At 68.9% G+C, this 25,450-nt stretch carries 17 protein-coding genes and 5 pseudogenes; 10 read left to right on the plus strand and 12 right to left on the minus strand.

Features of this window, described 5'->3' with window-relative positions; genetic code table 11:
* Positions 1-94: 94 nt before the first annotated feature.
* Positions 95-823, minus strand: coding sequence for an ATP-binding protein (locus ABZ861_RS18315; RefSeq protein WP_361631219.1), 729 nt, complete (start codon positions 821-823; stop codon positions 95-97).
* A 241-nt stretch (positions 824-1,064) separates the two neighbouring features.
* Here ABZ861_RS18315 and ABZ861_RS18320 point away from each other — a divergent pair, with 241 nt between their 5' ends.
* The 4 genes and pseudogenes from ABZ861_RS18320 to ABZ861_RS18335 form a co-directional block, all read left to right on the plus strand.
* Positions 1,065-1,463 (plus strand): hypothetical protein, encoded by a 399-nt coding sequence (locus ABZ861_RS18320; RefSeq protein WP_361631222.1) that lies wholly within the window; start codon positions 1,065-1,067, stop codon positions 1,461-1,463.
* Positions 1,464-1,594: 131 nt separating this feature from the next.
* Complete coding sequence (locus ABZ861_RS18325) at positions 1,595-2,299, plus strand: Clp protease N-terminal domain-containing protein (RefSeq protein WP_361631225.1); 705 nt, start codon at positions 1,595-1,597, stop codon at positions 2,297-2,299.
* Positions 2,300-2,435: 136 nt separating this feature from the next.
* Positions 2,436-2,930 (plus strand): annotated as a pseudogene (locus tag ABZ861_RS18330) (GNAT family N-acetyltransferase).
* Positions 2,911-3,380 (plus strand): annotated as a pseudogene (locus ABZ861_RS18335) (site-specific integrase); the annotation flags it as partial. The pseudogenes ABZ861_RS18330 and ABZ861_RS18335, both read left to right, overlap by 20 nt.
* Positions 3,381-3,471: 91 nt before the next feature.
* Here the strand turns inward: ABZ861_RS18335 and ABZ861_RS18340 are convergent.
* The 8 genes and pseudogenes from ABZ861_RS18340 to ABZ861_RS18375 form a co-directional block, all read right to left on the minus strand.
* Positions 3,472-3,912: a hypothetical protein gene (locus tag ABZ861_RS18340; protein ID WP_361631505.1), complete on the minus strand. Its 441-nt coding sequence runs from the start codon at positions 3,910-3,912 to the stop codon at positions 3,472-3,474.
* Positions 3,890-4,354, minus strand: a complete 465-nt coding sequence (locus ABZ861_RS18345; protein ID WP_361631228.1) for a YwqJ-related putative deaminase — start codon at positions 4,352-4,354, stop codon at positions 3,890-3,892. The genes ABZ861_RS18340 and ABZ861_RS18345 overlap by 23 nt, the downstream gene beginning before the upstream one ends.
* A gap of 180 nt (positions 4,355-4,534) precedes the next feature.
* Positions 4,535-4,822, minus strand: coding sequence for a hypothetical protein (locus tag ABZ861_RS18350; RefSeq protein WP_361631231.1), 288 nt, complete (start codon positions 4,820-4,822; stop codon positions 4,535-4,537).
* Positions 4,815-5,153, minus strand: coding sequence for a hypothetical protein (locus ABZ861_RS18355; RefSeq protein ID WP_361631234.1), 339 nt, complete (start codon positions 5,151-5,153; stop codon positions 4,815-4,817). The genes ABZ861_RS18350 and ABZ861_RS18355 overlap by 8 nt, the downstream gene beginning before the upstream one ends.
* A 157-nt stretch (positions 5,154-5,310) precedes the next feature.
* A complete protein-coding gene (locus tag ABZ861_RS18360; protein ID WP_361631237.1) occupies positions 5,311-6,558 on the minus strand; it encodes a helix-turn-helix transcriptional regulator in 1,248 nt (415 codons plus the stop codon).
* A 557-nt stretch (positions 6,559-7,115) separates the two neighbouring features.
* Positions 7,116-7,490: a hypothetical protein gene (locus tag ABZ861_RS18365; protein WP_361631491.1), complete on the minus strand. Its 375-nt coding sequence runs from the start codon at positions 7,488-7,490 to the stop codon at positions 7,116-7,118.
* Between the two features lie 24 nt (positions 7,491-7,514).
* Positions 7,515-7,691: pseudogene (locus ABZ861_RS18370) on the minus strand (hypothetical protein); the annotation flags it as partial.
* A gap of 83 nt (positions 7,692-7,774) precedes the next feature.
* Positions 7,775-7,987 (minus strand): annotated as a pseudogene (locus ABZ861_RS18375) (winged helix-turn-helix domain-containing protein); the annotation flags it as partial.
* Between the two features lie 176 nt (positions 7,988-8,163).
* Between ABZ861_RS18375 and ABZ861_RS18380 the strand changes: the two are divergent.
* The 6 genes and pseudogenes from ABZ861_RS18380 to ABZ861_RS18405 all read left to right on the plus strand — a co-directional run bounded on the left by ABZ861_RS18380 (position 8,164) and on the right by ABZ861_RS18405 (position 13,883).
* Positions 8,164-8,517, plus strand: coding sequence for a hypothetical protein (locus tag ABZ861_RS18380; RefSeq protein WP_361631240.1), 354 nt, complete (start codon positions 8,164-8,166; stop codon positions 8,515-8,517).
* Positions 8,514-8,702, plus strand: coding sequence for a hypothetical protein (locus ABZ861_RS18385; protein ID WP_361631243.1), 189 nt, complete (start codon positions 8,514-8,516; stop codon positions 8,700-8,702). Before ABZ861_RS18380 ends, ABZ861_RS18385 begins: the two co-directional genes overlap by 4 nt.
* 1 nt (position 8,703) lies before the next feature.
* Complete coding sequence (locus ABZ861_RS18390; RefSeq protein WP_361631246.1) at positions 8,704-10,101, plus strand: cell division protein FtsK; 1,398 nt, start codon at positions 8,704-8,706, stop codon at positions 10,099-10,101.
* Positions 10,102-10,138: 37 nt separating this feature from the next.
* Complete coding sequence (locus tag ABZ861_RS18395) at positions 10,139-10,882, plus strand: DUF2637 domain-containing protein (RefSeq protein ID WP_361631249.1); 744 nt, start codon at positions 10,139-10,141, stop codon at positions 10,880-10,882.
* A 153-nt stretch (positions 10,883-11,035) separates the two neighbouring features.
* Positions 11,036-12,577, plus strand: a complete 1,542-nt coding sequence (locus ABZ861_RS18400) for a replication initiator (protein ID WP_361631252.1) — start codon at positions 11,036-11,038, stop codon at positions 12,575-12,577.
* Positions 12,577-13,883, plus strand: a pseudogene (locus ABZ861_RS18405) (site-specific integrase). Before ABZ861_RS18400 ends, ABZ861_RS18405 begins: the two are co-directional and overlap by 1 nt.
* Positions 13,884-13,970: 87 nt before the next feature.
* On the opposite strand, the gene ABZ861_RS18410 reads toward ABZ861_RS18405, so the two are convergent.
* The 3 genes from ABZ861_RS18410 to ABZ861_RS18420 all read right to left on the minus strand — a co-directional run bounded on the left by ABZ861_RS18410 (position 13,971) and on the right by ABZ861_RS18420 (position 25,127).
* Positions 13,971-14,417: a hypothetical protein gene (locus tag ABZ861_RS18410; RefSeq protein ID WP_361631255.1), complete on the minus strand. Its 447-nt coding sequence runs from the start codon at positions 14,415-14,417 to the stop codon at positions 13,971-13,973.
* 118 nt (positions 14,418-14,535) lie between these two features.
* Positions 14,536-21,489, minus strand: coding sequence for a polymorphic toxin-type HINT domain-containing protein (locus tag ABZ861_RS18415; RefSeq protein ID WP_361631258.1), 6,954 nt, complete (start codon positions 21,487-21,489; stop codon positions 14,536-14,538).
* Positions 21,490-21,566: 77 nt separating this feature from the next.
* Positions 21,567-25,127, minus strand: coding sequence for a LamG-like jellyroll fold domain-containing protein (locus tag ABZ861_RS18420; protein WP_361631261.1), 3,561 nt, complete (start codon positions 25,125-25,127; stop codon positions 21,567-21,569).
* Positions 25,128-25,450: the final 323 nt, after the last annotated feature.

Below are 25,450 nucleotides of genomic sequence, written 5' to 3' on the forward strand. Positions count from 1 at the left end.
GCCGGATCCTCTCGTCTCGTCTTCGGCCGGATCCTCAGCTTCCAGAGCTTCCAGCCTGATGGCCTCCCTTCGTCCCCGCGCCCGCTGGACGCCGTCAGGCCGTGAAGTGGGTCCGATCGGGTCCGCCGCCCGCCCGAATGGCGCATGCGTCGGGGGCGGGGACGGCGGACCGGGCCGTGGACCGGGCGTGGGGCGGGGCTGCGGACCCGGCTCGGGGCGGGGCTGCGGACCCGGCGTGGGATCGAGCAGCGGACCGGGCGTGAGACCGAACTGCGGACCGGGCTCGGGACTCGGTCGGGGAGCGGACTCGGGACCTGGTCGGGGACTCGGCTCGGGACCGGGCGCGGGATCTGACGACGGACCGGACGGCGGCCCGGACAGCGCAACGGCCGCCGGACCACGGCGCCTCGCCGCCGTCGACGCGCAGGTCCGCCCAGACGACGTGTCCGGTCCGGGTCGGCCGGTCTCCCCAGCGGCAGGCCAGGGCGTCGACGAGGTACAGACCGCGGCCGGACTCCCCGAGCGCGAAGGAGGGGCGTCGCCACCGGGCCCGTATGCGCGCGGCGTCGAACCCGTGTCCCGCGTCGGCGACTTCGACGTGCAGGGTGGCCCGGTCGCCGGACCGGCGCCGCAGCGCGCACACGACGCGCACCGGCGGCCGGCCGTGACGCAGGGCGTTGGACAGCAACTCGCTGACGACCACCGCGGCGTCGTCCGTGAGGTCCTCCGCCCGCCACCGCGCCAGCCGGGCCCGAAGATCGTCGCGCACCTCGCCGGCGGGGTCGGCCGAGTCGTACCGAAGACGGCATAGATCACGCTTCATGACGCACACCTTCACTGACTGTCCGAGTCATTCGTCGCCGGAGGCGCTCTGGATGTGCCGGTCCTGGATGCGCCGGTTCTGGATGCGCTGGTCCCGGATGCGCTGGTCCCGGACCCGCCGAACGCCCCGGGAGGAGCTGAACGCCCTCGCGAAGAAACCCGGCGGAGCGCGCAAACCACGGAACCGCTGATTCCGAATGACAGGCATGGTTTCCCCGGACATCCGGAAGGAGGTGTACGCAATGCACGCACGTAGGGCGAAAAGGGCCGCCGTCCTGGCGGCAGCCAGCATGATGCTGGCCGGCGGCGCCGCCATAAGCACGGCCGGAGCCGCCTCGGCGGCGCCCACGTCGGCGCCGGCCTCGCTGAGCGCCTACCACGGCGATCGCGGCTCGGGCCACGACGGCTCGCACGGCGACCGGAACCACGGCTATCGCGACGGCCGGCATGACGGTCGGTACGGCGACCGGCACGACGGCCGGTACGACAATCGGTACGACAACCGGCACCACGGTCGGTACGACTACCGGCACGACGGTCGTTACAACGACAGGTACGACTACTCGCACCACGGCAAGCACCACCGCTGGCACGACCGCTGGTGGGGCGACGGTTACTGGCATTCCGGCTACTGGTACTGACCCGGCCATCCCCTGAACGCCGAGGCAGGGCGGCCGCCGCCGTCAGCGGCGACCGCCCTGGCCCGCACACCGCCAGAAGAAATCGTCAATAAGAAGTTGACGATAGAGGATCGTCAATTTAAAGTTGACGCATGAGCCCTCTCGACATCAGCCTCGCCGACCTGATCGCCCGTCTCGACGAGGAACTCCCCGCCGCGGACGAACTGGCCCGCGTCCGTGAGGCGCGACTGCGCGCCCAGACCCTGTCCGCCCTCGGTGACCAGCTCATCGACCACTACGTCAGCAAGGCCAAGCGGACCGGCGCGTCCTGGACCGAGATCGGCGACGCCATCGGGGTGTCCAAGCAGGCCGCCCAGCAACGCCACACGCCCAACGCGTTCGAGCGGTTCACCAACCTGAACCGGCACAGCATCGTGCTGGCGCAGGAAGCCGCCCGGACGCACCGGCACGACTCCATCGGCACCGAACACCTCCTGCTGGGCCTGCTCGGCGAACCGCAGGGCCTGGCGTACAAGGTGCTGGTGGCGCACACCGGGTCCAAGCAGCGCGTCCGCGACGCCGTCATGGAAGCGCTGCCGCCGGCCGGGAAGAAGGCGCCGCGGGGTCACATCCCGTTCCACCCGGAGAGCAAGGAGGCCATCGAGCAGGCGCACCGCGCGTCGGCGGATCTCGGCCACGACTGGGTGGGCACGGAGCACATGCTGCTGGGCCTGATCCGCACCGAGGAGAGCCCGGCCGCACGGATCCTGCGCGACCTCGGCTGCACGCCGGACGAACTGCGCGAGACGGTCGAGACCGAGGTCGCCCGACGGCTCGCCACGCGCGACGAGCAGTAGCGGAGCGATCATTAGCGGGGCGATCAGCCGCCGCGGAGGACTGGGCGGGCGCGGTGTTCCCGCCCGCCTCGGGACGGTGCGCTCGTGCCGTCGCCCCCATGGCGGGAGGACGGTCAGGCGGCTTACCGTCCGCCCTATGGCCGAGCTACGACTGCTTCATCCGGACCACGCCCCCGCGCTCCTCGCCTTCGAACGGGAGAACCGGGCGTACTTCGCGGCGTCCATCCCCGACCGAGGCGAGGAGTACTTCGCCCGGTTCGACGAACTGCTCGGCGACCTGCTGGCCGAATAGGAGGCCGGGAGCTGCTACTTCCACGTGCTGATCGGCGCTGAGGGCGAGGTGCTGGGCCGGGTCAACCTGGTCGACGTGTCGGACGGCTGCGCCACGCTCGGCTACCGGATCGCGGAACGGGCCACGGGCCGGGGCGTCGCCACCTCCGCGGTACGGGACGTGTGCGGCCTGGCGGCCCACAGATACGGCCTGACCGCCCTCCGGGCCGCCACCACCCTCGACAACGCGGCATCCCACACCGTCCTGACCCGCACAGGCTTCACCACCACTGGCAAAACCCACCTCTCCGGCCGGCCCGGCCTGACGTATTTCCGCAGCCTCGAAGACACCATCTCCTGAACGCCGTATCGCCCTGCCCACGCCGTGTCTGCGCTCCCTCGAAGATCACCGTGACCGGCAGCGCCAGGAACGCGGAACTGCGGGGCGGGTTGGAAGGCGAGCGGCTACGTCTTCACCCGGCCCGACGGCTCCCCGAGCAAGGGAGCCACCCTCACCCGACACTTCAACACCCTGCTCCGCCGGGCCAAGCTCCGCCGCATCCGGTTCCATGATTTACGGCACTCGGCGGCGACCCCCCTCCTCGAACAGAGTGTCGAACTCGTCGTGATCAAGGAACTCTTGGGCCATGCCCACATCGGTGTGACTGCGACGGTGTACGCCCACGTCCGACTCCGCCTCCAACGCGATGCCATCAACCTCCTCGGCAACGCCCTCCGCAATCCCGCCCAGCCCACCACGCGACCCGCCGACGGCGACGAGCCACCCCTTTGTGCAGCACCCGTCCGCTGACATTGCCGTCAACTACTGCCGTCAGACACGCCAGACGCAGCCGAGGCCCCGCCGGACATAAATCCGGCGGGGCCTCGGCCGCGTCTGACATTCAGTCAGAAGAGAAATGCTCGCGGAGCCGCTGCAATCGAGAGTAATTTGGACTACCCTCCGCAAGGGTAGAGCTGGAAGTCATCTCTCCGGAAGCATCGTATTCGGCACTCCGAACAAGGATTCCATGCTCGTACTCTTTATCGGAAATCAGACCTCCATTCTCCCGAAATTCTCGAACGTGCCCATGGAGAAGATTCTTTTGATAGATCGACTCGCCCTTTAGCGCCCCCGACGGATACCAATCGCGAGCGGGACCGTCTTGCAGTCCGTCCCGGTAGGAGACTTCCGACACCCCTCGCCCCGAAATTTCCTCATACCCGATTCCGGTGAACTTTTCTCCGCAAAACCAGTAGATCAACTCTTCGTCATAGTCGAGTTGACCATCTGGCACCCGCAGAGCCTCGTGACCTGCATTTTCATCCGAGCTCATCGGCACCACCAGTCAGAGTGAAACAACTTCCGCACCGAAGAATCTGCTGCCCCTGCGCCGACCCTCTCAGCCTCATGCTGTAGAAGACAAAGCTGTCATCGATTTCAGTGCTCAAGCCCGCCGCCTCTCGCCCCCAGAGGAGATCATTGAGTGCATGTATTTCTCCGTGCACCCCAGAGCTTCCAGGGTACCAACCATCAGCCCCGTCGCCCTCCAAACGTGCCGCTAGGCTCGGGTGGAGGTTATTCGGAAAGTCGCCACCATTCTGGCCTAGTTTCACATCTCCCGTGAGACGGTCCTTTACGCCTGTAAGCACAGGCCCTCGCTGCCGAATCGACTGATATCCAGAGCTATTCGGGTCAGTAATTTCGTTGTACCGGCCCTGGACCGCCGATACAAGGTCGCCGTCATCGCAATTGTGCACAAGAACCGGCGTGGCCCCCGCCAGCACATAGTACGTGTGCTACGCGGTACCCCTCTACCTGCTTCTTCGCTGGTCAGCGTGGGTTTTGCGTTCCGCCGGTGTCCGCGGTTGTGCGGGGAAATCCGTGGGTGTTGCCGTCGCTACTGCCGTCAACGGCTCGGGGCACACGATTGCGCTGCCGCTGTCTGGTGTCGGTGCAGCGGGACTCTACTGCCACGCGCCAGGCTCGGCACGGACAAGAGCGCGGACGGTCTGCTCGTACAACTCGTGGCTGCTCTGGGCGCAGTGTCCGGTGATCCAACGGGTCAGCTCGTCCGAGGTGTGCAGCGTGCCTGACGTGGCGCCGCAGTGGTGCTCTTCGCCGGTGACGCAGACCGCCTCGAACGTTGGCAGCGCCAAGGAGTCGGGGACGGTGGTCATGTGGTACTCACGGAAGCGGTAGCACCCCCGAGAGGAGTTGCGCACTGGTGCGCCGGCGTTCGAAGAGTCAGGCATCCGCGGCCGCCTCTTCCTGATCCGGGATGCGCTGTCCGCGCGAGTCCGCGACCCTGAGCGCGTCCGCCAGGGCTTCTGCCAACCGGCAGGCCAACCAGCGGCATTCGCTCGCCGACAGGGCTTTCGCGCCGGGTGCCGTGGCGTCGCGGGCGTACGTCAAAAGTTCCTGGCCCATGCTGAGCTGTACCGTCTCGATGCTGTCGGCGAGGGTGGAGAGGTAACCCCGGCCGTCACTGCTCAGGTAGCAGGGCTTCCCCTCCGGGCTGGTCCACGGCAGTAAGGGGGGACCTCCCCTGCCCGATGCGGCGTCGTACAGCTCTCTGCGACGCATGCGGTCGGCATCGCTCCTGGGCTGGCTCACTGGGCACCCCCGGCCTGGGTCACTGACGATGGACGCACTGACCGTAGGTGCTGACTGATCGTCACCCCAGTTGGGGATCATGGCAGTTCGCGACTCTTGGTTCACAAACTGCCACGCTGCGTGGCAGCTACCCGACAACGTCCAGGTAGTCGGCCATTTCGCGCATCTCGGTCGTGAGGGTGCGCTTGCGCTTGCGCAGGATCTCCTGCATGGTCTCGGCGGCCCCGTTCTGGTGCCGCAGCCACTGCGGGGCGGCTTCCCGGGCACGGGTCAACTCGTCCATGGCGGCGGACAAGTCTCCGGTCCGGGTGTGGGCGCGCGCCACATCGAGGGTGAAGCGGTTCCCGTCGTTGGTGCTGGGCCTGCCCAAGCGCTTCCATGCCTTGGGCGACAACTCCTCCTGCTCGCCGGCCTTGCGCACCACCGCGCGGGCGTCGCCGATGACCAGGGAGTCTTCGAGTGCCTTGACCGCGACGGTGACCGGCCCGAAGACGGACCAGTGCCGGGAGACGTTGCGATGCGCCATGCCGACAGCGGTTGCCGCGACCCGGGCGGCTTGACGGTACTCCTTCGCTTCGTCGGGACGGTTGTTCCTCGCGGCTGCGGCGGCGGCCTCCATCGCCAGGCCGCCCCACACCGCATAGTGGTCCGGCTCGGCCCCGGTGATCTTCGGCTCTACCGCGTCCATGCTCTGGGCGGCGACCTGTTCCGCCTCGTCCAACCGTCCCTGCCTCACCAGCAGCCAGCACATGCAGCCGACACCAGAGCCCGCCGCAAGCATGTCTCCGGCCTGACGGGCGTCCATGATGGCGCCACGCACAGCGGCGTACGCGATGTCGTACTGCCGTACCTGGGTGAGGTAGGTGCCGGCCAGACGCAGCGCCTCGGCGCGGGCCAACAGGGCCTGCCGGTGCTCGTCCCCGCTGTCGTAGTAGGCGACGGCCTGTGCGGCATCACGCAGCAGGCCCGGCAGTTGGGCCGCGACGCTCTTGTAGCTGTCGGAGAAGTACAGCACCCGTGCGTCTTGCAGCGTCCGCCGGAAGATGCGCAGGTTCGGTTCCTCGGCCACGGCTTCGGCGTCCTGGTCCACGAGCCCGACGGCTGGAGTGAGGGCGGCGCGGAGCTGGATCAGGTTGACGAGGTTCGGCTCCTCGGGCCGCCCGACGGGCTCCGGGGCATCGGACACCATCAAGGCGGCCGTGGTCACTCCAAACGCACGGGCGAGCGTGTGCAGGGTCTCCATGCGGAGAGTGCCACCCTGCTCGGCCTTGCGTACCGTACCCGGGGAAACATCTGCGGCATGGGCTAGTTCCTCCTGGCTCATCCCGGCCCGACGCCGGTACTTGCGGACGTTGTCGGCCAGCTCCGTAATCATCAACTCACCACCTCCCACTCCACGGTACGCCCGGCCGACACATCACCCGGGGGTGATCCGGCGGACACCCTCCCACAGGGGTACCCCAGCACGTGGCGGGCCGGGCTCCGGCAGGATCACGGTCGGAGCGGGAGGGGGTCCCTCGTCGGTCGGGCAGCTTCGCCGTGCCAGGGTTCCCCGGGGGCCGCCAAGGCTCACTTCGTGACGCGTGCGCTCGGCCTTGGCGGCCCCCGGGGGTTCCTGGTACGCCTCCGGTGACCGGGCGGCGAGGGACCCCCTCCCGCGCCCTCAAACCCCACACCACGACGAAGCCGCACTCGCACGCGGTCCCCCTGCCCCTCGGAGGGAGGGCCGGGGTCTGGGGCAGAGCCCCAGGTGGTTCGCTGTACGGCTGTTGCGCGCCCGGACCGGCGGGGCCGACGGCAAGCGGGGCGGAGACAGGAGCGGGCGGCGGCCCCACAGGGCCGGAGCGCGCGCGGCCCGCGACAGCGGGCCGCCTTGATCAAGTAAAGAAACTCTGAACAGCTCACCCACCGATCGAGCTGCCGGGCCGATGGTCAGGGGCGCTGCTGCCGACGCCTCTTCGATTCGGCCAGTGCGGCCTTCAGTTTCTCGCTCGGCGATACGCCCTGTTCGGCGCCGTCGTCCTGGAGGGGTGGCAGGAACAGTCCGCGTCGGCTCTTCTCCCGCTTGACCTTGCGGCGCTCGCTGAAGAGTCGCTGATGCTCCTCCCGAACCACGTCCCATCGCCGGTCTAGCTCCGCTTCCCGCGCCAGCAGCTCCTCGTCGCTGAGGTCGGCGAACTCGGTGGCGGCTGCGCGCGCCTCGCGATCGATCTCATCCCGCAGCAGGTAGTTCGTGATCGGCCCGTGGTACTTGCCCGGCTCCGGTTCCTGGCGGACGAAGACACCACGCCCCTTGACCGCGTACACCAGTCCCGCTTGCTTGAGGCTTCGATAGGCGTTCTGCGCGGTGGAGTTGGCGACTTTGAACCGCTCTTGGATCTCCCGGGCGGGGGGGGGAGCTGGGAGCCCGGAGGGTAGGTGCCTTCCAGGATCTCTCGGCGGAGGATGTCGGCGACTTGGGCGTATGGCGGTCGGGCGTCTTCGTTGCGGATGACGTCGATTGGCCAGTCCGGCCCTTCGGTGTCGGCGTCCTCGTGATCGCCATCGGCTTCCTCGACGCTCCCGCCGACGGAGGTGCTGACGTAGCTGCCGCGACCGAGCTGGGAGTACACCAGGCCTTCCTGCTTGAGCACGCGCAGGGCGTTCTGGACGGTGGAGCTGGAGACCCCGAACCGGTCGCGCAGCACGTTGGCCGAGGGCAGACGCTCGCCGGGGCGGAACTCGCCGCTGAGGATCGCGTCCCGCAGCGCCTCGGCGGCCTGGAGGTACGGCGGCCGGGGGTCCTCGTCCAAGGGCAGAGTCATGATCCCGCGGTATCGCCAGCAAGCCGTAGCGATACGGGCACATCCCCGGGTTCCCCACCTGACCACCTACCAACCTGATCGAAGTCACGACCTAATCGATCTTGCAAGTTGAGCGATCATCTCCTCGCTCCATATCGAGCCGATCAAGCGGCTCCATCGAACGAGGATGTGATGGCATGGTCATGACCCGTATTCGTGTTGCCCTGCTGCCGTCGGCGGTGTGCATCGCGGGCACCGTCCCTGTGCTGAAGATCAAGGACCAGCAGACCGGGGAGGTCGCCACCGACCGGGAGACCGGAGCGTCGCTGTACACGGTGACCGTGATGCTCATGGAGGACGGCCGGGCCGAGGTCCTGAAGATCACGGTCCCTGAGACGGGCCTCGCCGCCGGACTCAAGCCCGGGGCGATGGTGCGGCCGGTCGAGCTGTTCGCGACCCCGTGGGCGCGGATCTTCAACGGGCAGCTCTCCGACGGCGTCGCCTACCGGGCCGCCCGCCTGGAGCTGGTGACGGTGGAGGCGGCACAGTGATCCGCTTCGAAAACTCCGTGCCGGAGAGGGAGTTGTACCCGCTCCGGCCCCTGCCGGGGACCGAGGGCAAGGTCACGTTCGCCGCCTCGGCGGCGGTGCTCGATCTGCTCGGCCTGAGCCCAGAGCACGCGGCCCGCCTCGACCTGGGCCACATGCTCCGCCTGATACGCGAAGAGGGGGCGTGACATGGAAGCCGTGACGGAGTACGCGCCGGATGCACTGCTGGCGGTGGTCGTGCTGATCAGTGTGTGGCTGCTGTGCACGGTGGTGCGCTACGTACAGGCCGACCGGGGCACGCGGGTCAGCATGCGGCAGGCCGTCCGGGTCCGCTGGGGCTGGGTTCGCCTCGCGCGGATGGCCGGGCTGACGGTCACCGACAAGACCCCGAGCCTGCTCGCACAGATCACCGCACAGAAGGACGGCCCCACCCCCGCACCCCGGGTGCTGACTCCGAAGATCAAGGTCAAACCCGACCAGTTCGGGGTGATCGTCCGGGCGCGCACGCTGCCGCAGGTCGGACTGGAGGAGTACCAGAAGTCGGCGCGGTTCCTGGCCGACGCCTGGCGGTGCACACGGGTCTCCGTGCTGCCGGACGGCCCCGGCAAGGTGGTGATCCGGGGTGTGCGCTCCGACCCGTTGACCATGTCGACCACGCACCGGCCCACCGGCCGGCCACTCACGGACCTGACGCGCTGGGAGCTGGGCGTGGACGATTACGCCGCCCGGGTGTTCGTGTCCCTGGCGAACCTGCCCGGGGTGACGGTGGCTGGCGTCCCGGGTGCGGGCAAGACCTCGGGGGTCAACAAGTTCGTCTGCGACTTCGCGCCGTCCCCGTCCGTTCAGATCGCGACGGCGGACGGGAAAGTGTCGCGGGCCTCGGAGGGCGACTACGCCGACCTGGTCAAGCGGATGTTCGCGTTCTGCGGTGACGACCTCGACGAAGCGAACGCTCTGTTCAAGCGCCTGGTGGAGCTGCGTAAGCGGCGCTCGGCGACCATCCGGGACGTGCTGGGCGTGAAGAACCTGTGGCACGTCGGCCCCTCTCCGGAGTGGCCGCTCACGGTCCTGATCATCGATGAGGCGCATACGTTCTTCCGCGAGTACAAGGGCAGCGACGCTGAGACGAAACGTTTGGCCGCGTTGACGGCGGAAAATGCCCGGCTGGTGGAGGACCTGGTCAAGAAGGGCCGCAGCGTCGGCATCCTGGTGATCCTGATCAGCCAGAAGACCACCGGCGACGCCATCCCCACCTTCATCCGCGACGTGTGCCCCATCGGGCTCTCCTTCGCGCAGAAGACCGTGGAAGCCGCGGTGGCCGCGCTGGGGGACGACATCCGCAACTGGCCGGACGCCAGCCCGGTGACCTTGCAGGACCCCGCCTACGTCGGAGTCACGGTGATGGCGATGCAGGGCCGACCCGGCTACACCCGCATCCGCACCCCCTACGTCTCCGACGCCGATGCCGCCCGTATCGCCGAGGACACCTCACACCTGACCGCCGACCCCGCCCTCCTCCTGGACGCCCTGCTCGACACCGCTGGCCGTACTGCACCCGACGACACCCCTGTTCCGCTCGCCAAGTAGCCCCGAACACCCCGTACGTCGAAAGGAGGTTGAGACCATGGCGGAGGAACGGTTCACCCGGCGCACCGTGACCGTGGTCATGGCGGTCATCGCGGCCCTGGCCTTCGTCTTCTCCTTCGGCAACGTCTGGGCGCTCGCCCTGCGCCTCGGTGTCCCCCGTCCGATCGCGCCGCTGATCGCCCCCATGGTGGACCTGTCCGTCGTCGGACTCCTGGTCGCCCTGCGGTTGCTGGCACTGCGCGGCACGTCCAAGGCGGAGTTGCGGGCCGGTACCCGGCTGCTGCACCTGTGCGGCCTGCTCACCCTCACCCTGAACACCGCCGAACCGCTGCTGACCGGACGCTACGGACGGGCCTGCCTGGACACCGTCGCCCCGCTCCTGCAGCTCGGCTGGGGCCACGTCGGACCCGCCTTCCTCGCCCAGTTCCACACCCTCACCCACCCCGCCCAGCACCTGGAGGACACTCCCGCTTCTGTCTCCGAGCCGGTGCCCGACGAGGCATCCGCGATCAAGCTCCCGACACTCATCCCGGACGTGGTCGCCGCCCGGGCCAAGGAACCGCAGCCCGCACTGGCTCCGGCCGCCGCTCTTCCCGCCACCGTCGCCAGGACGGCCCGGTCAGCCTCCGGCCCGGCCCTGCCGGCCGCCCTGCTGGACGCGGCTCGGCGCATCGCGGACACCTACCGCGCCGATCACGAAGCGCCGATCACAGCGGCCCAGTTGGGGACTCGCGTGGGCGTTGCCCTTCCGGTGGCCACCGCCGCGCTCGCTCAGCTCTGAGCCCCGCGCCCACGCGGTCCGCATCACCCCTCCCTGAACCCCACGCCCGTCCATGGGCCTGGTTCGTCATACCCCCATCAGCACCAACACGCCTTTCTGCCTGGCTGGTTGCTGCTCGGGGGCCACCCACCTGACAGAAGGGACACGCCCCGAATGGTCACCCTGGACCTGCGCCACGTGGCAAGCCCCGCCGTGCGGGACCTGCTCCGCCTCGTCAACCACCCGGACTTCGACCGCGCACAGCAGCAGATCGAACGCCTCGGCGGCTGCACCGACCCCATCCGCCTGACCGGTCGCACCACCACCGTCGACACCACGACGGACGAGGTACTGCGTTCCTACACCACCTCCGAGGAGCCCACGGGCAGCCTGCTCACCGCATGCGGCAACCGCCGTTCCTCCCGCTGCCCGGCCTGCTCCCGCCTCTACGCCGCCGACACCTACCACCTCATCCGCGCCGGCCTGTCCGGCGGCAAGAACGTGCCTGACACCGTCCGCACCCACCCCCGTGTCTTCGTCACTCTCACCCCGCCGTCCTTCGGCCCGGTCCACAACCGCCCCACCACCCCCGGCGGTGACATCCGGCCCTGCCACTGCCGCAAGCTCCACGAACCCGCGGACGCCCTGATCGGGACGCCCCTGAACCCCGCGACGTACGACTACGCGGGCGCGGTCCTCTTTAACGCCCACGCCTCCGCCCTGTGGGCCCGCTTCACCACCTACCTGCGCCGCGAACTCGCCGCCCGACTCGGCATGACCCAGAAATCCGCCCACGCGGTCCTGCGGATCTCCTTCGCCAAGGTCGCCGAGTACCAGCAGCGCGGCCTGGTCCACTTCCACGCCGTCGTCCGACTCGACGGCCCGGACGGCACCAGCCAGCCCCCGCCGCCGTACGCCACCATCGCCGTGCTCACCGACGCCATCAGGGCCGCGGCCTCGCGGGTCCGCGTCACGGTCGAGTCGGACGCGGTCGGGGAACGCGAACTCTCCTGGGGCGAACAGCTCGACGTACGCGAGATCACGACCTTCGGCGCTGATGCCGAATTCACCGACCAGGCCGTGGCAGCCTACGTGGCAAAGTACGCCACCAAATCCGCCGACGCCTCCAGCACCCTCGACCGCGCCCTGTTCTGCCGCCCCTGCCAGGGACGCGGCGCCACCGTCCTCCCCCACGGCACCCCGCTCCCCTGTACCGCGTGCGACGGCACCGGACAGGCCCGGCCCCTGCCCCGCCTCGGCGTTGCGCGGCACGTGCGGCAGATGATCCGCACTTGCTGGGAGCTGGGCAATCTGCCGGAGTTCGCCCACCTGAAGCTCTGGAAGTGGGCGCACATGCTCGGCTTCCGGGGCCACTTCTCCACCAAGTCCCGCTCCTACTCCACCACCCTCGGCGCGCTGCGCGACGCCCGCCGCGCCTGGCGCACCGAACAGGCCCGCGCCCACGCCGGCCTGCCCGAGCACGACCCGGACACCACCCTCGTCGCCGGCCACTGGGCCTACCTCGGCACCGGCTACAGCCCCGGCGCCGCACTCCTCCCACAGGTCATGGCCCGCCTCCAACTTGGCCGCTCCACCGTCTACGACCTCCTCCGCACCCACCAGCTCGCCTCGATCACCCTCGGCCGCGCCCGCCGCATCCCCGCACACGCGCTCGCCGACTTCATCCGCACCCGCCTCGACCAGGAAGCCGCATGATGACCACGCCCCGCGACACCCCCGCCTCCCACCGCACCCGGGCCAACGGCGACGGAACCGTCTACCAGCGCAAGGACAGCCGCTGGGAAGCCGCCGGATACGTCCTCGCCCCGGCAACACCCGTCGCCGCGTTCGCGTCTACGGCCCCACCCGCAAGGAAGCGCTGGCCAAGCTCACCGAGAAGATCGCCGCCAGCAACCGCGGCCTCCCCGTTCCGTCCGCGCAGGGCAGCCTGGCCGCGTACCTGACTTACTGGCTTCAGAACGTCGCCGTCCACCACCTCCGCGAGAACACCCACACCCGCTACACCGCCGTCGCCCGGCTCTACCTCATCCCCGGCCTCGGACGGAAGAAGCTCGCCAAGCTCACCGCCAAGGACGTCCGCACCTGGCTCAACCAGCTCCGCACCACCTGCCAGTGCTGCACCCGCGGCCTCGACGCTGCCCGCAACCAACCCCTCTGCTGCGCCGCCGGAAAGTGCTGCTCCAAGCGGCTCTCGCCCCTGACCCTCGCCTACGTGCACTCCGTGCTCAAGTCCGCCCTGGAGCACGCGGTGCGCGAGGAGGAGATCCCGCGCAACGTCGCCCGCAACGTCCGCACCGGCACGCCCCGGCCCCGACGCTTCGAACCCCTCACCGTCGACGAAGCGCGCAAGTTCCTGGCTGTCACCAGCCGGCACCGATTGCAGGCGCTGTTCGAGCTCGCTCTGCACACCGGCCTCCGCAAGGGCGAACTCCTCGGACTGCGCTGGGAAGACCTCGACCTCGCCGGCGGAACCGCCAGCATCCGACGTACCCTCCAGCGCACCAACTCCTGCGGCCTGACCGCCCTACCGACCAAGACCAAGAGCTCCGAACGGCGCATCGCCCTGCCGACGCCATGCCTGCGCTCCCTCGAACAGCACCGCGACCGACAACTCAAGGAACGCGAGGCAGCAGGGACGGACTGGAAGGACAACGGCTACGTGTTCACCCGCCCCGACTGCGCCCCGATCGAAGGGGCAACCCTCACCCGACACTTCAACACCCTGCTCCGCCAGGCCAGGCTCCGCCGCATCCGTTTCCATGATCTTCGACACTCGGCGGCCACCCTCCTCCTGGAGCAGGGGGTGGAACTCGTGCTGATCAAGGAGCTGTTGGGGCACGCCCACATCGGCGTCACCTCCACCGTCTACGCCCACGTCCGGCTCCGCCTCCAGCGCGACGCCATCGACCTCCTCGGCCACGCCCTCCGCAGCCCCGCCGAGATCACCGGCAAGCCCGACGAGGGCAACGAACCACCCCTCTGCGCAACCCCAGTCCGCTGACGTTGCCGTCAACTACTGCCGTCAGACACCCTGGGAGCCCCGCCGGAACCGATCCCGGCGGGGCTCCCTCAATTCCGGATGAGCCTACTACGCGAGGCCAATGCTCCGTTGCCCACTCCACACTGAGGCGAATTCAAGCGTCAACGGATCAACACTTACTGCCCCTGACACGAAAATCGCCCACCAGAGCTCTTCGCAGGGAATATGAGCCTCGCCCTTCGTGTCGACCCAAACGTAAACTTTCCCATTCTCATCGACGGTAGCGTCCCACCAAGACCACGACCGGAGATCGGGATCGAAGCAGTAGATCCAATCCCCCGAATCCCACGGCCGGTCGTCTCTGGCCACTAGATATCCACGCTTCCCTGCACTCCCAATCGGGTCTCCCGGAACATCTCCAACCGCACCACCAGAAAGCGCAAGGAACCAGGACGGAAGAGTTTGCTCCGAAACGTCGTCACTCTCAAAGTCGACAGACCCGGAGATCTCCACAGCTGCGGCAATCAAGTCCCTAAGACGCTGGGCGTACTCCACCCCGTCCGCCACGGGTGTGACCACCAACAACCCAAGCAGGGCGATCGGGCCTTCCGACGGGCGCCGCCCCAGGCGACGCCCCTCACTTGCAAGATCGTAACGACTCATCAAATCCGTCCTATCCAACGATCCGGCCCGATCCCGGAATGATGGCATCCAGTAGCCCAGGAATATGGTGATCACGAAGACCAAAGAGCCCAGGCCCATCAGACTGGTCCGGGGCCATTTTGAGAGCCCGATTCCATTCGCGCTTCATCCCCGTCCATCCGCGTGGCATACGTTGAGGCAGGGAGGCTTCCGAAAGCTCGCGAACATAGGAGGTGGGCACGTCGAAGGCGACTAGCTGATCACCCTTGAATCCAAGCGAATGACTAATATCGCCAGTCATGTTGAGGTACAGCGATCCCGACCCTGCGTGCGAGACATTGCCGTCCGCATCAACAGACAGCCTCTGGGTTTCCGGAATCGAAGTGTCCTGCTTTCGATAAACCGTCGTGACATCGGACTCACCACAATTGTGAACCAGAACCGGCGTCTGCCCCGCCAGCACATAGTACGTGTGCGTCACAGCGACCGTCAGGTCGTGTGTCAGGTGCGGGTGGTGCCATATGACTATGTGGGTGACGGTGGCTTCCGTGCCCGAGGGGGTGCGGAGGTGCATGCCGGGCTGGAGGTCGCCCGCGTCGAGCCAGGCTCGCTGGGACGTGACCCAGAAGGGGTGCGTGACAGTGGCGACGATCTTCGGGGACTTGGCGCCGTCCCGGACGGTGAGAGTGACGAAGTCCTTGTCGTGCTCTGTGGTGATCAGTTTCTCGACGGTGCGGGACGTGCTCTTGCCGGACACCGGGTCGGTGGCCCGGACCTCGTCCCCCGCCTTGATGTCCTTGATCTTCTTCTCATGTCCGTCGGCCATGAGGACCTTGGTCGACGGCAGGAAGCTGTGTTCGCAGCCCCTGGCGCCGGATTTGGGTTCGGCGGTCTCGGCGCGGTCGCCGCTCTTCGCGGCGCCGGAGGACGCGGTGTCCTCGGCGGCCGTGCTGGCCGTCTTCGCCCCGGCGCCGGCCGCGGCCTCGGACGCGGCCGCTGTCTTCGTTCCCTTGGAGACTGCCGCGGCGCCGGCTGCGGCGATGCCCGAGGCTCCCGCTACGACTGCGCCGCCCTCTCCGATCACGCCTGCCGCGGCGCCGGTGACCGCGGCTGTGAGGCTGCCGGCCTCGGCGCCCGCGGTGAACCCGCTTGCTCCGGCTACGAGGACGGCCGCGCAGGCCACGATGCAGGCGACCACGCCCACGACCACGGCGGTGGCGACGACCGAGGCGATCACCGGGTGCTGTTTGACGAAGTTCCAGCCCTTGTGCCCGAAGTCGGAGACATGGCAGGAGAACGACCAGCCGCAGCTATGGTGATGGCCTCCGCCGCCGTGGGAGCCTCCGCCGTGGCCGCCGCCACCGCCGCCGCCGCTGTTGCCTCCGCAGGAGTAGTAGCAGCCTCCCTTGCCCGGTCCGCCCCCGGGGATGCCGGGGGTGGGGCTGGCCGGTCCGGCGGGGCCGCCGTCGGTGCGCGGCTCGTTGTGCCCGGTTCCGTCGTCCAGCCAGAGCCCTGCCGGGTCGCTTCCGGCGACGGGGTTGTCGGCCGCGTAGGTGTATCCGTCGATCTGCTGGGAGTCGGTCAGTTCCAGGACGGGGTCCACGGAGATGAAACGGCCGATGGCAGGGTCGTACTCGCGCGCCCCGAGGTGGGTGAGGCCGGTGCCGGTGTCCCGGACGCCGTTGACGAAGCCCTTGCTCCCCAGCCAGGCGCTGGAGTCGGGCTGGCCGCCGCGGGGGTTGCCGAAGGGGTCGAGACGGCGGCGGGTGATCGCCTGCGTAGTGGCGTCGACTCCGGTCTCGGCCGTGTCGTGTGCGTCCGTGACCTGCCACTGAAGGCCACCGGTGCTCGTGCGGACCGCGATCGTCTGGCCGCCCCACGAGTAGTAGCGAGTCCCGCTCGTCGTGCTCGCGCCCTTCGCGAGGCGGACTTCGGTGTCGCCGAGGTAGAGCGTGGTCCCGGAGTCGTCGCGGGCGAGGAGACGGTTGCCGTCGGCGTCGTACAGGTACGAGGCCGATGTGCCGTCGGCGTTGGCGACCTTGGCCAGGTGATTCTCGTCGTCCCAGTCGAGAGTCTGGGTCTTGTCGTCGTAGGTGCGGGTGCGGGTGTTGCCGGACGCGTCGTAGGTGTAGGCGTTCTGGACTTCCTTGTCACCGGTGACCGTGGTCGAGGAGGTGAGGGCGTGGGCCTGCTGAGCGCCGGCGTTCGCGTAGGCGAAGGACGTGGTGCTGTCGTCGCCGCCGCTGGTCGTGGCGTGGTCGACCTGCGTGGTGCGGTTGCCCAGGTGGTCGTAGGCGAAGCTCTGCCAGTACGGGGCCGGGCCGCCCAGGACGGCCGTCGACGGGTCGGACGCGCAGCCGCCGGTGGGGGTCCATGCCTCGGTGAGGCGGTCGTGTCCGTCGTAGCGGTAGCACTGGACGTCGTCCGTGGCGTCGGCGTGCGTGGCGACCTTGGTGGGGTTGCCGGAGTCGTCGTAGGTATAGGAGCTGTCCTGGACGGGGGCGGCCTGGGCGTCGTCGGTGACGAGTTCGCGTTGCAGGCGGCGGGTGCCGTCTTCGTAGGTGTTGGTGATCTGCAGCCACTTGGCGGTGTCGGAGCCGGAGACTCCGAGGATGACCTGCCCGATGTCGCTGAGCTTGGTGTAGCTCGTGTTCTGCACGTAGCCCGTCGCGCCCTTCAGCGTCGTGGGCATGCTCAGGTCGTTGTAGCCGTACTCCAGGGATTCGCCGGGCAGTCCGCCGACGGCGGGGTCCGAGGCGACCTGGACGGTGCCGTCGAGGTTGTAGCCGACGGTTGAGGTGTACGAGCCGGCCAAAGCCTCTTCGCCGGTGACGGACGGGATGGTGACGCGGGTGAGCGTGGGCCGGTAGAGGCTGTCATAGGCGCCTACCTGGCTGATGTACGCCTTGCCCGTGCTGCCGCCCACATAGCGGATCGTGGACGTGGGCTGTCCCTTGGCGATCGAGTCGTAGGTCCACTTGGCGAGCTGGTGGGCGGCGTCCTGGGTGGCGCCGTCGTACCTGGCCGTCTGACGCCCGAGCGCGTCGTAGGAGTAGCTCAGGGTCTTCTCGTCGGCGGTGCCGACGGCGGACGTGGTGGAGGCGACCTGATCGAGTGCGTCGTAGGAGGTGGTGGTCTTGCCGGTGTCGGGATCCGTGGAGCTGGTCCGCCGGCCCATGAGGTCGTAGTCGTAGGACCACTTGTCGCCGTCGTCGTCGGATATCTCCTTCAGACGGCTCTTGGCGTCGTAGGCGTACTTGACCGACGTGTACGGGCCGGTCGGGGTCCCGCTGTCGTACTGGCGGACTTCGGTGGTCCGGCCGAGGGTGTCCGCCAGCGTCGTGGTGGCGATGCCGCCCTGAGGCGGCGTGACGGTGGTGCGGTCCCCGCCGTAGGCGGTGGAAGTCGTCCACCGCTTCACGCCGCCTGCGGAGAAGTCGGCGGCGGTGGGGCGGCCGGCGCCGTCGTATGCGGTCAGGGTCTGCGAGGGAACGGCCGAGGTGATGGTTTCCAGAGAGCCGGACGGGTTCTTGGCATCGGTGTAGTCGGCGTCGGCTTCGACGGCCAGGCCGCGGCTGTCGTACTTCGTCTCGGCGATGACCCGGCCCCCGCCCGGGGCGGGCGTCTGGGTCTGCCGGGCGCGCAGCAGCGCGTCGTAGAGGGCGTAGGCGGTGTCGTACGTGGCGCCGTCGTTGTTGAGCTTGCCGGTGGAGACCACGGATGCCGCGGTCTTGGAGATCGAGTACTGGTAGACGAGGTTCGGGGTCTGACCGGATGCCTTGTTGCGGTTCGGCAGCCACAGGCTGGTGGCACGGCCGAGTCCGTCGTAGGCGTACTCCGTGCGCTTGCCGTTGGGGTCGACGACCGAGGTGGCTGTGCCTCGACCGGGGTCGAAGTTGGTCGTGGTGGCGTACTTGGCGGCATCCGTGGTGACGGTGCTGGTCAGCGGACCACCGGTGGCAGGGGTGTACTTGGTGGTGCTGACGTCGGCGGAGTTGGCGTCCTTGACGGAGTCGACGCGGCCTTGGCTGTCGTAGTGGCTCGTGGAGACGGTCTGGTAGACCGGGTTGCCGTTGCTGTACGACGTGAGCCGCTGGGTGGAGGTCTCGTCGCCCTGTGTCGGCGCGGCGCCGTAGGTCTGGTTGTCGTAGAGGGTCCGGACGTCGGAGATCACGTCGTCGGGCCGGCTGGCGGAGGCGCCGCAGCTCACGTCGACGGTCTCGACCCGTACCGGAAAGGCCATCAGCCAGTCGGCGGTGTCGTTGGCGAAAGCAGTGCGCGTGCACTGCTCGTCGCCCGTGACCGCCGCGTCCCCGGAGTCGTCGACCGCGAGTGCGGCGCCGGTGGTGTCGTCGTAGGTCGTGCTGACGGTGGTGTCGCGGGTGCCGCCGGCGGACAGGTCGGTGCGGTGGTGAACGGTTCCCGACCGGGTGTAGTAGGAAGCGCGGGTTCCGTCGCTGCCGGTCTGGTGCGTCCAGGGGTCGGTGATGACGCCGGAGACTTCGGCGGCGCCGTCGTAGGAGACGGCCTCGCGGACCGTTCCGGCCAGCGGGTCGGAGTCGGTGACCTGGACGTTGTGGGAGTCGGTCACCTTGACGCTGCGTGTGGCGCCGTCGGACTGCTTGTCCCCGTCCATGCCGCGGAAGTACGTCGAGACGTTCTTCGTGCGGGTGGACTGGTCGTTGCCCGTGGTCGTGGTGACGCTGCCGTAGCCGCGCCAGACGGACCACGTCTTGCGCTTGTCCGGCGACGTGACGTCGTCGGTGTCGTAGTGCCAGGCCGGAGCGCCGTTGTAGGTGTAGTCCGTCTCCACCAGGGGAGCGCCGCCGGTGGGGTCCGACTCGGTGATCTGGGTGATGACGTACTTGTGGAACCAGTCCAGTTGCGGGGCGGAGGTGAAGGGCGGCTGCCAGTACGCGGGGAAGCAGCGCATCGTGTCGGAGTCGGGGCTGCTCGGCATGGACGTGCCGGCGACGCACTGCGGGGCGGAGTAGTTGACGGTGAGTACGGAACCGGTCTCCGAAGTGACGGTGCGCACCCGCCACTTGACCAGCGCGGCGATGTCGTCGTGCGTGGTGTCGACGCGGTTGTAGAGCTGGACGCCGCCGAAGGCGACGGGCGGCATGGTGACCGGGGTCCCGTTCTTGCCGGTGCGGGTGATGGACTTCAGCCACAGACCGGCCGACGTGCCGTCGCCGGGGTCGGGGAAGGACTGGTCGAGCGCCCAGGCGTCCACGTCCCGGTAGGCCGGTGTGGCCAGGCTCGCGTCCCAGATCCGGGTGGTGACGCCGGTGAGGCGCCTGCGGGAGAAGAACGTGGGGCCGGTGGACTTGCAGACCTTGCCCGAGTCGCAGAGTTGGTCGAAGGGCACGTCCGGCCAGTGCGGGGCGGTGCTGGAGGTGAGGGAGGAGCACTGCTCGGTGCTCGTCACCAGGCAGCGTTCGGCGGTGGTGAAGGCGACTTGTTCGGGGGCGGCGCCGAAGACCGTGGCGGAGGTGATGCCGTAGTCGATGCGGCTGAGGTAGCCGCCGCGGTCGTAGGCGGCGCCGTTGACCGTGGTGGCGCCGTTCTTGGCGTAGTAGTTGGTCTCCTTGGCGTACCAGTACGACATCGCGTTGCCGTGCGGGTCCACCACGTAGTCGAGGTTCCAGCGCCAAGCCTGCGTGAGGGCACGGCTGGAGAAGGACGTTCCCTGGTCGTAGCCCGGTTCCTTGGAGTCGTCGCCGAAGACCGGCGTGGTCCACACGGAGTTGGTGACGGCGGCTCCGGTGGTCCAGCCGGGCAGGTGGTTCTTGCCGAAGACGTACTGGGTGCCGTCCTGGGTGGTGACGGTCCAGTACTCGCCGTCGTTGTCGCCGTTCACGGCGCCGGTGGAGCGGACGACGCGCTCGCCGTCATCGGTCTTGGGGTGCCAGGCGCCGGTCTTGCTGTCCTTGATCAGGGGGCTGGACTTGCCGCCGAGGACGAGGGTGGCGTTGTCGTTCGCCCAGCACTCGTCGTACTTGCCCGTCTGGCCGTCGTCGTCGCAGGAGTCGTAGGAGCGCTCGATGTAGGAGGTGGAGAGGTCGAAGCCCTCGCCGACCCAGGACGGCTGGTTGTTCGTGGACGGCAGTCGGCCGTCGACGCTCTGCGCGTCGTAGGTGAGCGCCAGGTTGGGGGTCGGGCCGCCGTTGGACGGGGGTGCTGTGAGCGGGTAGGACCAGGTGAAGTCACCGCTGGAGCCGCCGGCGTTCCAGGCGGCCGACGGGCTCAGCGAGGTCGCCTGGTACGAGCCGGCGCCCGACTTGGCGGCGGCCGTCGCGGCGAATGCCGTGGCGGCGGAGGCGGAGACCGGGGCGACGGTCGTGAGGGTGTGGTGGTCGACGTCGTTCGTGGCGGCGACCGGAGTCGCGGTCCGGCACTTCTCGGCGGCTGGTGTGGTGAGTGCGCAGGCGGGGACGCGCACGAGGGTGAGCCGGGAGGCGTAGTCACCGCCGAAGGCGTCGGCGAAGCCGGAGTAGTCCAGGGTGAGACGGGCCTTGCCTGCGCCTCTGCGCTTGTCGGCACGGGCGATCGACAGGACGGCTCCGTCGACGCCGAGCGTCGTGGCGGTGCTGTGGTCGGCCACCCGGACTGTCACCTGGGCGGGGGCGTCGTTCTTCGAAACGGCGCTCACCCGGACGGGCAGCTTGCCCACCGCTGTGGTCTTCGCCGGCGACGCCTCGCCTGCGACGGGCAGGGTGGCTGTGGCGGCGGTCGGCCAGGCGGGGGGTCTGTTCCCGGCCGCAGCCGTAAGGGCGGCAGCCGCCTTGGCCGGGTCCTTCCGGGCGGACTGCTTCGCCCGGAAGGGGACGGCGGCGCCGTCCTTGACCTCTGGCACGTCGACCGTGCGGTGTCCGTGCCGCTGGGCGGCCCAGACGGCGGGGGCCGTGCCCAGCCCGGTGGCCACCAGGGCGCCGGTGGTGACGGCGACGACCCACAGGCGTGTCCGCCGTAGCCCATCCATGACTGCTCTCCTGATCGTGTGGGATGCGTAGGGGTCCGCTGCGTGTGTGGCGGGGCCGCCGTTCCGGCGGGGCCGCGTCACAGCGGGATGGGCACTTCGGTGACGTACATCTGGTCGACGGCGGTGTCGGACATCACTCCGGTCCACACCCGCACGTCGTCCACGAGGCCGTGTGCGTAATCGCCGTAGGCGCCGGTGCTGATGCGGCCCCGGCCGATGGTGAAGGCGCCGGTGGCCTGCCAGGGGCTGGTGAAGACGACGCCGTCGCCGGTGTCGTCGTCGGTGTCGGTGTCTCCTTGCGCCCCTTGGCGGACGCCGTTGACGTAGAGGAACAACTGGTGGTGAGCGCCGTCGTAGACGCCGGTCAGCAGGGTCCAGGCGCCGGGGTCGACCAGTTGCGCGGACGCGAGTCCGGCGGGGACTTCGACGACGGATCCGCTGGTGGTGTCCGCGGTGGTGCGGCCGAACACCCACATGCCCTGGCTGGATCCGGCCGCCTGGTCGTACCACAGGCCCCAGGAGTCTCGGACGGCGCCGGACTGGGCGGCGATCCGCATGTGGTGGGCCACCGTGGTGTCGGACAGGGCGGCGGCGTCGAGCTTGGCCCAGGCCGCCACGGTGAAGTCGCCCTGCGAGTCGACGATCGGACCGGTCGCCGTGGCGTTGGCCGTTGACGTCCCGTTCAGGGAGAGCACCGCGCCCTTGCCGCCGTCGGCGTCGGCGGTCCAGGTTCCTCCGGCGGTCACGGCAGCGGTGTGGCCGTAGCCGGAGGAGTCCGAGGCGCTGGACCCCGAGGTCTCGTCCATGCTCCACTCGGCGGACAACGCGGGGCGTGCGTGCCCGGTGCTCGGGTCGGTCATCGCCTGGAGGTCGGCGACCTCTTCGGGCGACAGGATGCGGTTCCAGAGGACGATGTCGTCGATGGTTCCGTTCGCGTATTCGCCGAATCCGCCTTGGTACAGGCGACGGGCGATGTCGACGGGGCCGCCGGCCTTCCACGGCGTGGTGAACGACGCGTTCAGGGTCTCGTCGTTCACACCGTTGACGTAGAGCCGGATCTGCTGCGCCTGGGCGTCGTAGACGCCGAGCAGGTGGGTCCACACACCGGCGACCGGCGTGGCGGACGACTGCGCTCTGACGATCGCCGGCGACGTGACGTCCGTGGCGTGGCGGTTGAACACCCAGCCGAACTGGGTCGAGTAGTAGAGCTGGAAGCCGTCCGCGTTGACGCCTTCCTGAGCCACGAAGGTGCTGTTGGCGGCCAGGGAGTTCAGACGGACCCAGGCGGAGACGGTGAAGCTCTTACTGGTGTCCAGAGCGGACGAGGCCGTGCTCGCGTAGGCCGAGGCGCCGTCTCCCTGCAAGGCGTCGCCCAGACGAGCCCGGCCGGTCCAGGCGATCGGTCCGTGCAGGGTCGCGTCCTTGCCGCCGACGCCGTCGGCCGCCGTGGCTCCCGTTCCCTCGTCCAACGTCCACCGGTCGACTGGTCCGGCGCCGGGCGCGACCTTGAAGAAGTAGGTATAGCTGGTCGACTCGTTGCCTGCCGCGTCCCAGGTGTCGACGGTCAGCGTGTTCAGACCTCGCACGTCGGGCGCAAGAGGCGTCGTGTAGCTCGACGTGGGAGTGCTGAACGTCTTCGTCCGAACCTCGTCGTCGTTCAACTGGTAGGTGTACTTCACGACATCGCCGGCGCCGTTGGCCTTGAGAGTGAACGAGCCGGGGGCGCCGACTCCTCCGGCCGCCGCGCAGACGTCGGGAGTGTCGGGACTGGCGCACTCGGGGTAGGCCGTCGAATCGACGTCCGGTTGCACGGGGCGCGAGGTGTCGATCCGGAACCAGCACCCCGCGGACCACCCCGAGTACATGGACGCGGTAGTGCCGTTGAACGAGTACTTGTACTCGCTGCGCGCGCGGAACCAGTAGGTCTGGCCGTTGGCGAGGGCGGACGTCGTCCAGGTTCCGGTCGTGCCGGACGTCGTGTACGCCGAGGGACTGCCGGAGGCGACGCGCGGGTCGGCGGCGTCGGGGTCGTACTTGTAGACCTCGAAGTCAGGCCGCAGTGTCGACTGAGAGCCGTCGGCGGACCTCGGCGCCGCGGCGAGGGTCGGCGCGGTGGACCGGATCACCACGGCGGCGCCGTACGTCGTGGCGCACGCCAGGCTCGGGTTCGACATCTTCACGCTGGTGGGGTCGCTGGGCTTGGACACGAAGGTCACGGACAGGGTGGGTTTGTGGTCGGACGGCGAGGCGAACTGCTTCCAGGCGATCTCGTCGCTTTCGTCGGCAGCACGTAGACCGAGCGTGGTCGTCGACGCGGACTGGCCGGCGGTGTAGCCGACCGCACTGGTCGCGTCGAAGGACACGTTCCCTCCGGGGCAGGAGGTCGAGTAGCCCTTGGCTGTCGTCACCGTGTCGACGCGCGAGGACCAAGCGGGCTGGGCGGACCACGTGGTCGACGAGGAGATCGCCCCGGTGCGCCACAACTCCACGGGCTTGGCCGTGCAGTTGGCCGACCACTCCTCCAGTGCGGTGAAGGTCGCCGAGAGGATCTTCTTGCCGCCCAGGGTGTGCGTGTCGAACTGGTACAGCGAGCGTGCCTTCTTGTTGTCGACCCAGGCGTCGTAGCCGACGCCGAGCGCGTGCGATGTCTTCCAGAAGGACGTGGACGGCGAACTGGTCCACACCGTCGTCCAGCCGGAGAGCGATGCGCTGGTCGTCTGCGGGTCCAGGACCACGGGGTACTCGGTGTCGGGGTCACGGAGGAAGGACTGGTCGGGCTTCAGCGTGAGATCGTCGTCCGAGACCGTCACGTCCATCGTGGCGGTGTGCGCGCCGGGCGCCGGCCCGTCCGTGTTCGCGACGATGGGTGCGGAGGCGGCGCGAAGGGTGCCGCGTGTCAGCGCCGCTGTGGGGGCCGAGGCCGCCGCGGAGTCGTACATCAACGCGGTACCCGTGGTGAAGACCGGGCGACCTCCGTCGTCCACGAAAGCCGCTCCGCCCGCGCCGGTGTCGCGTGCGGTGACGCCCGTGACGGAGACGGGGAAGCGGATGCTGGCGAGGTCCGGGTTCTGAGCCGCCTCACGCGACTTGACCACCAGATTCTCGCTGAAGCCGTCCGGTGTGGCACGCACTGTCAGGTCTGTAGCGGGCATGACATTCGAGTAGGTCGCAGTAGGGCCGGCCAGCGTGGGGGCAGGCAGCTTCCAGGGCGAGCTGACGCTGTAGACCCTGCCTCCCTCCGTGATGGTCGCCAGAGGCCGGTCCTGCGATCCGCCGCCGGAGAACGAGACGTCGGCGGCGGCGGCCTTCGGCACGACGCCCCCGTCAGGGCCCGTCTGCAGGTCGGTGTCGACGGGCGCCCACCCGGACGGCCGCTTCACCCGCACCGGCGCCGGATCGAACGCGACGGTGAAGGCGCCGTCCGGCTGTGCGGTGACGAGCTGCGTGGGCGTCGTCTCCGCACTCACCTCCACGGGCGCGCCCGAAGCCGCAGCCTTCTGGGACGCCGCGGCCTCGGGCGACAGGTCGTCGCTCCCGTCGTCGACGGCAGCTCGCTCGGACGTCGAAGCGGTCGCGGCGACCGCCTGCGTTCCCGCGGCGCCCAGCAGTTGCGTGAGAAGCGCCGCTGCGATGACCACACGACGCACTCCACCCCACCCCACGAACCTCACCCCGTGTTCACATGTTCATTACAGCCGGGTGATCAAAACCCAGTCGGGCGCAGGCGTCAACGACATACCGCAGCCGCCAAGCGGCCAAATCGACCCATAGAACACATGAATTCGGTAAAGAAAACCGGAAGAGTTGCACATGGAGAGATCAAGTGAAGCAAAGAGACGACCAAGTCTTCAGAAGTGCTCAAGGTCTCGCATGTACCGGTCACGGCTGTTCAACTAGGGCTTGACCAAACGGACTTCCCCATCACTTGGGCGGGAGCGGAGGCGAGGGCGGGGGCCACCGA

Source organism: Streptomyces sp. NPDC046985, from assembly GCF_040644415.1.
In the GTDB taxonomy this organism is placed as follows: Bacteria; Actinomycetota; Actinomycetes; order Streptomycetales; family Streptomycetaceae; genus Streptomyces.

What these genes read in the sequence shown, in the direction of transcription:
- ABZ861_RS18315 (WP_361631219.1), bottom strand. Translation starts at nt 823, where the DNA reads ATGAAGCGTGATCTATGCCGTCTTCGGTACGACTCGGCCGACCCCGCC.
- ABZ861_RS18320 (WP_361631222.1), top strand. Translation starts at nt 1,065, where the DNA reads ATGCACGCACGTAGGGCGAAAAGGGCCGCCGTCCTGGCGGCAGCCAGC.
- ABZ861_RS18325 (WP_361631225.1), top strand. Translation starts at nt 1,595, where the DNA reads ATGAGCCCTCTCGACATCAGCCTCGCCGACCTGATCGCCCGTCTCGAC.
- ABZ861_RS18350 (WP_361631231.1), bottom strand. Translation starts at nt 4,822, where the DNA reads ATGCCTGACTCTTCGAACGCCGGCGCACCAGTGCGCAACTCCTCTCGG.
- ABZ861_RS18355 (WP_361631234.1), bottom strand. Translation starts at nt 5,153, where the DNA reads ATGCGTCGCAGAGAGCTGTACGACGCCGCATCGGGCAGGGGAGGTCCC.
- ABZ861_RS18360 (WP_361631237.1), bottom strand. Translation starts at nt 6,558, where the DNA reads ATGATTACGGAGCTGGCCGACAACGTCCGCAAGTACCGGCGTCGGGCC.
- ABZ861_RS18380 (WP_361631240.1), top strand. Translation starts at nt 8,164, where the DNA reads ATGGTCATGACCCGTATTCGTGTTGCCCTGCTGCCGTCGGCGGTGTGC.
- ABZ861_RS18390 (WP_361631246.1), top strand. Translation starts at nt 8,704, where the DNA reads ATGGAAGCCGTGACGGAGTACGCGCCGGATGCACTGCTGGCGGTGGTC.
- ABZ861_RS18395 (WP_361631249.1), top strand. Translation starts at nt 10,139, where the DNA reads ATGGCGGAGGAACGGTTCACCCGGCGCACCGTGACCGTGGTCATGGCG.
- ABZ861_RS18400 (WP_361631252.1), top strand. Translation starts at nt 11,036, where the DNA reads ATGGTCACCCTGGACCTGCGCCACGTGGCAAGCCCCGCCGTGCGGGAC.
- ABZ861_RS18415 (WP_361631258.1), bottom strand. Translation starts at nt 21,489, where the DNA reads ATGGATGGGCTACGGCGGACACGCCTGTGGGTCGTCGCCGTCACCACC.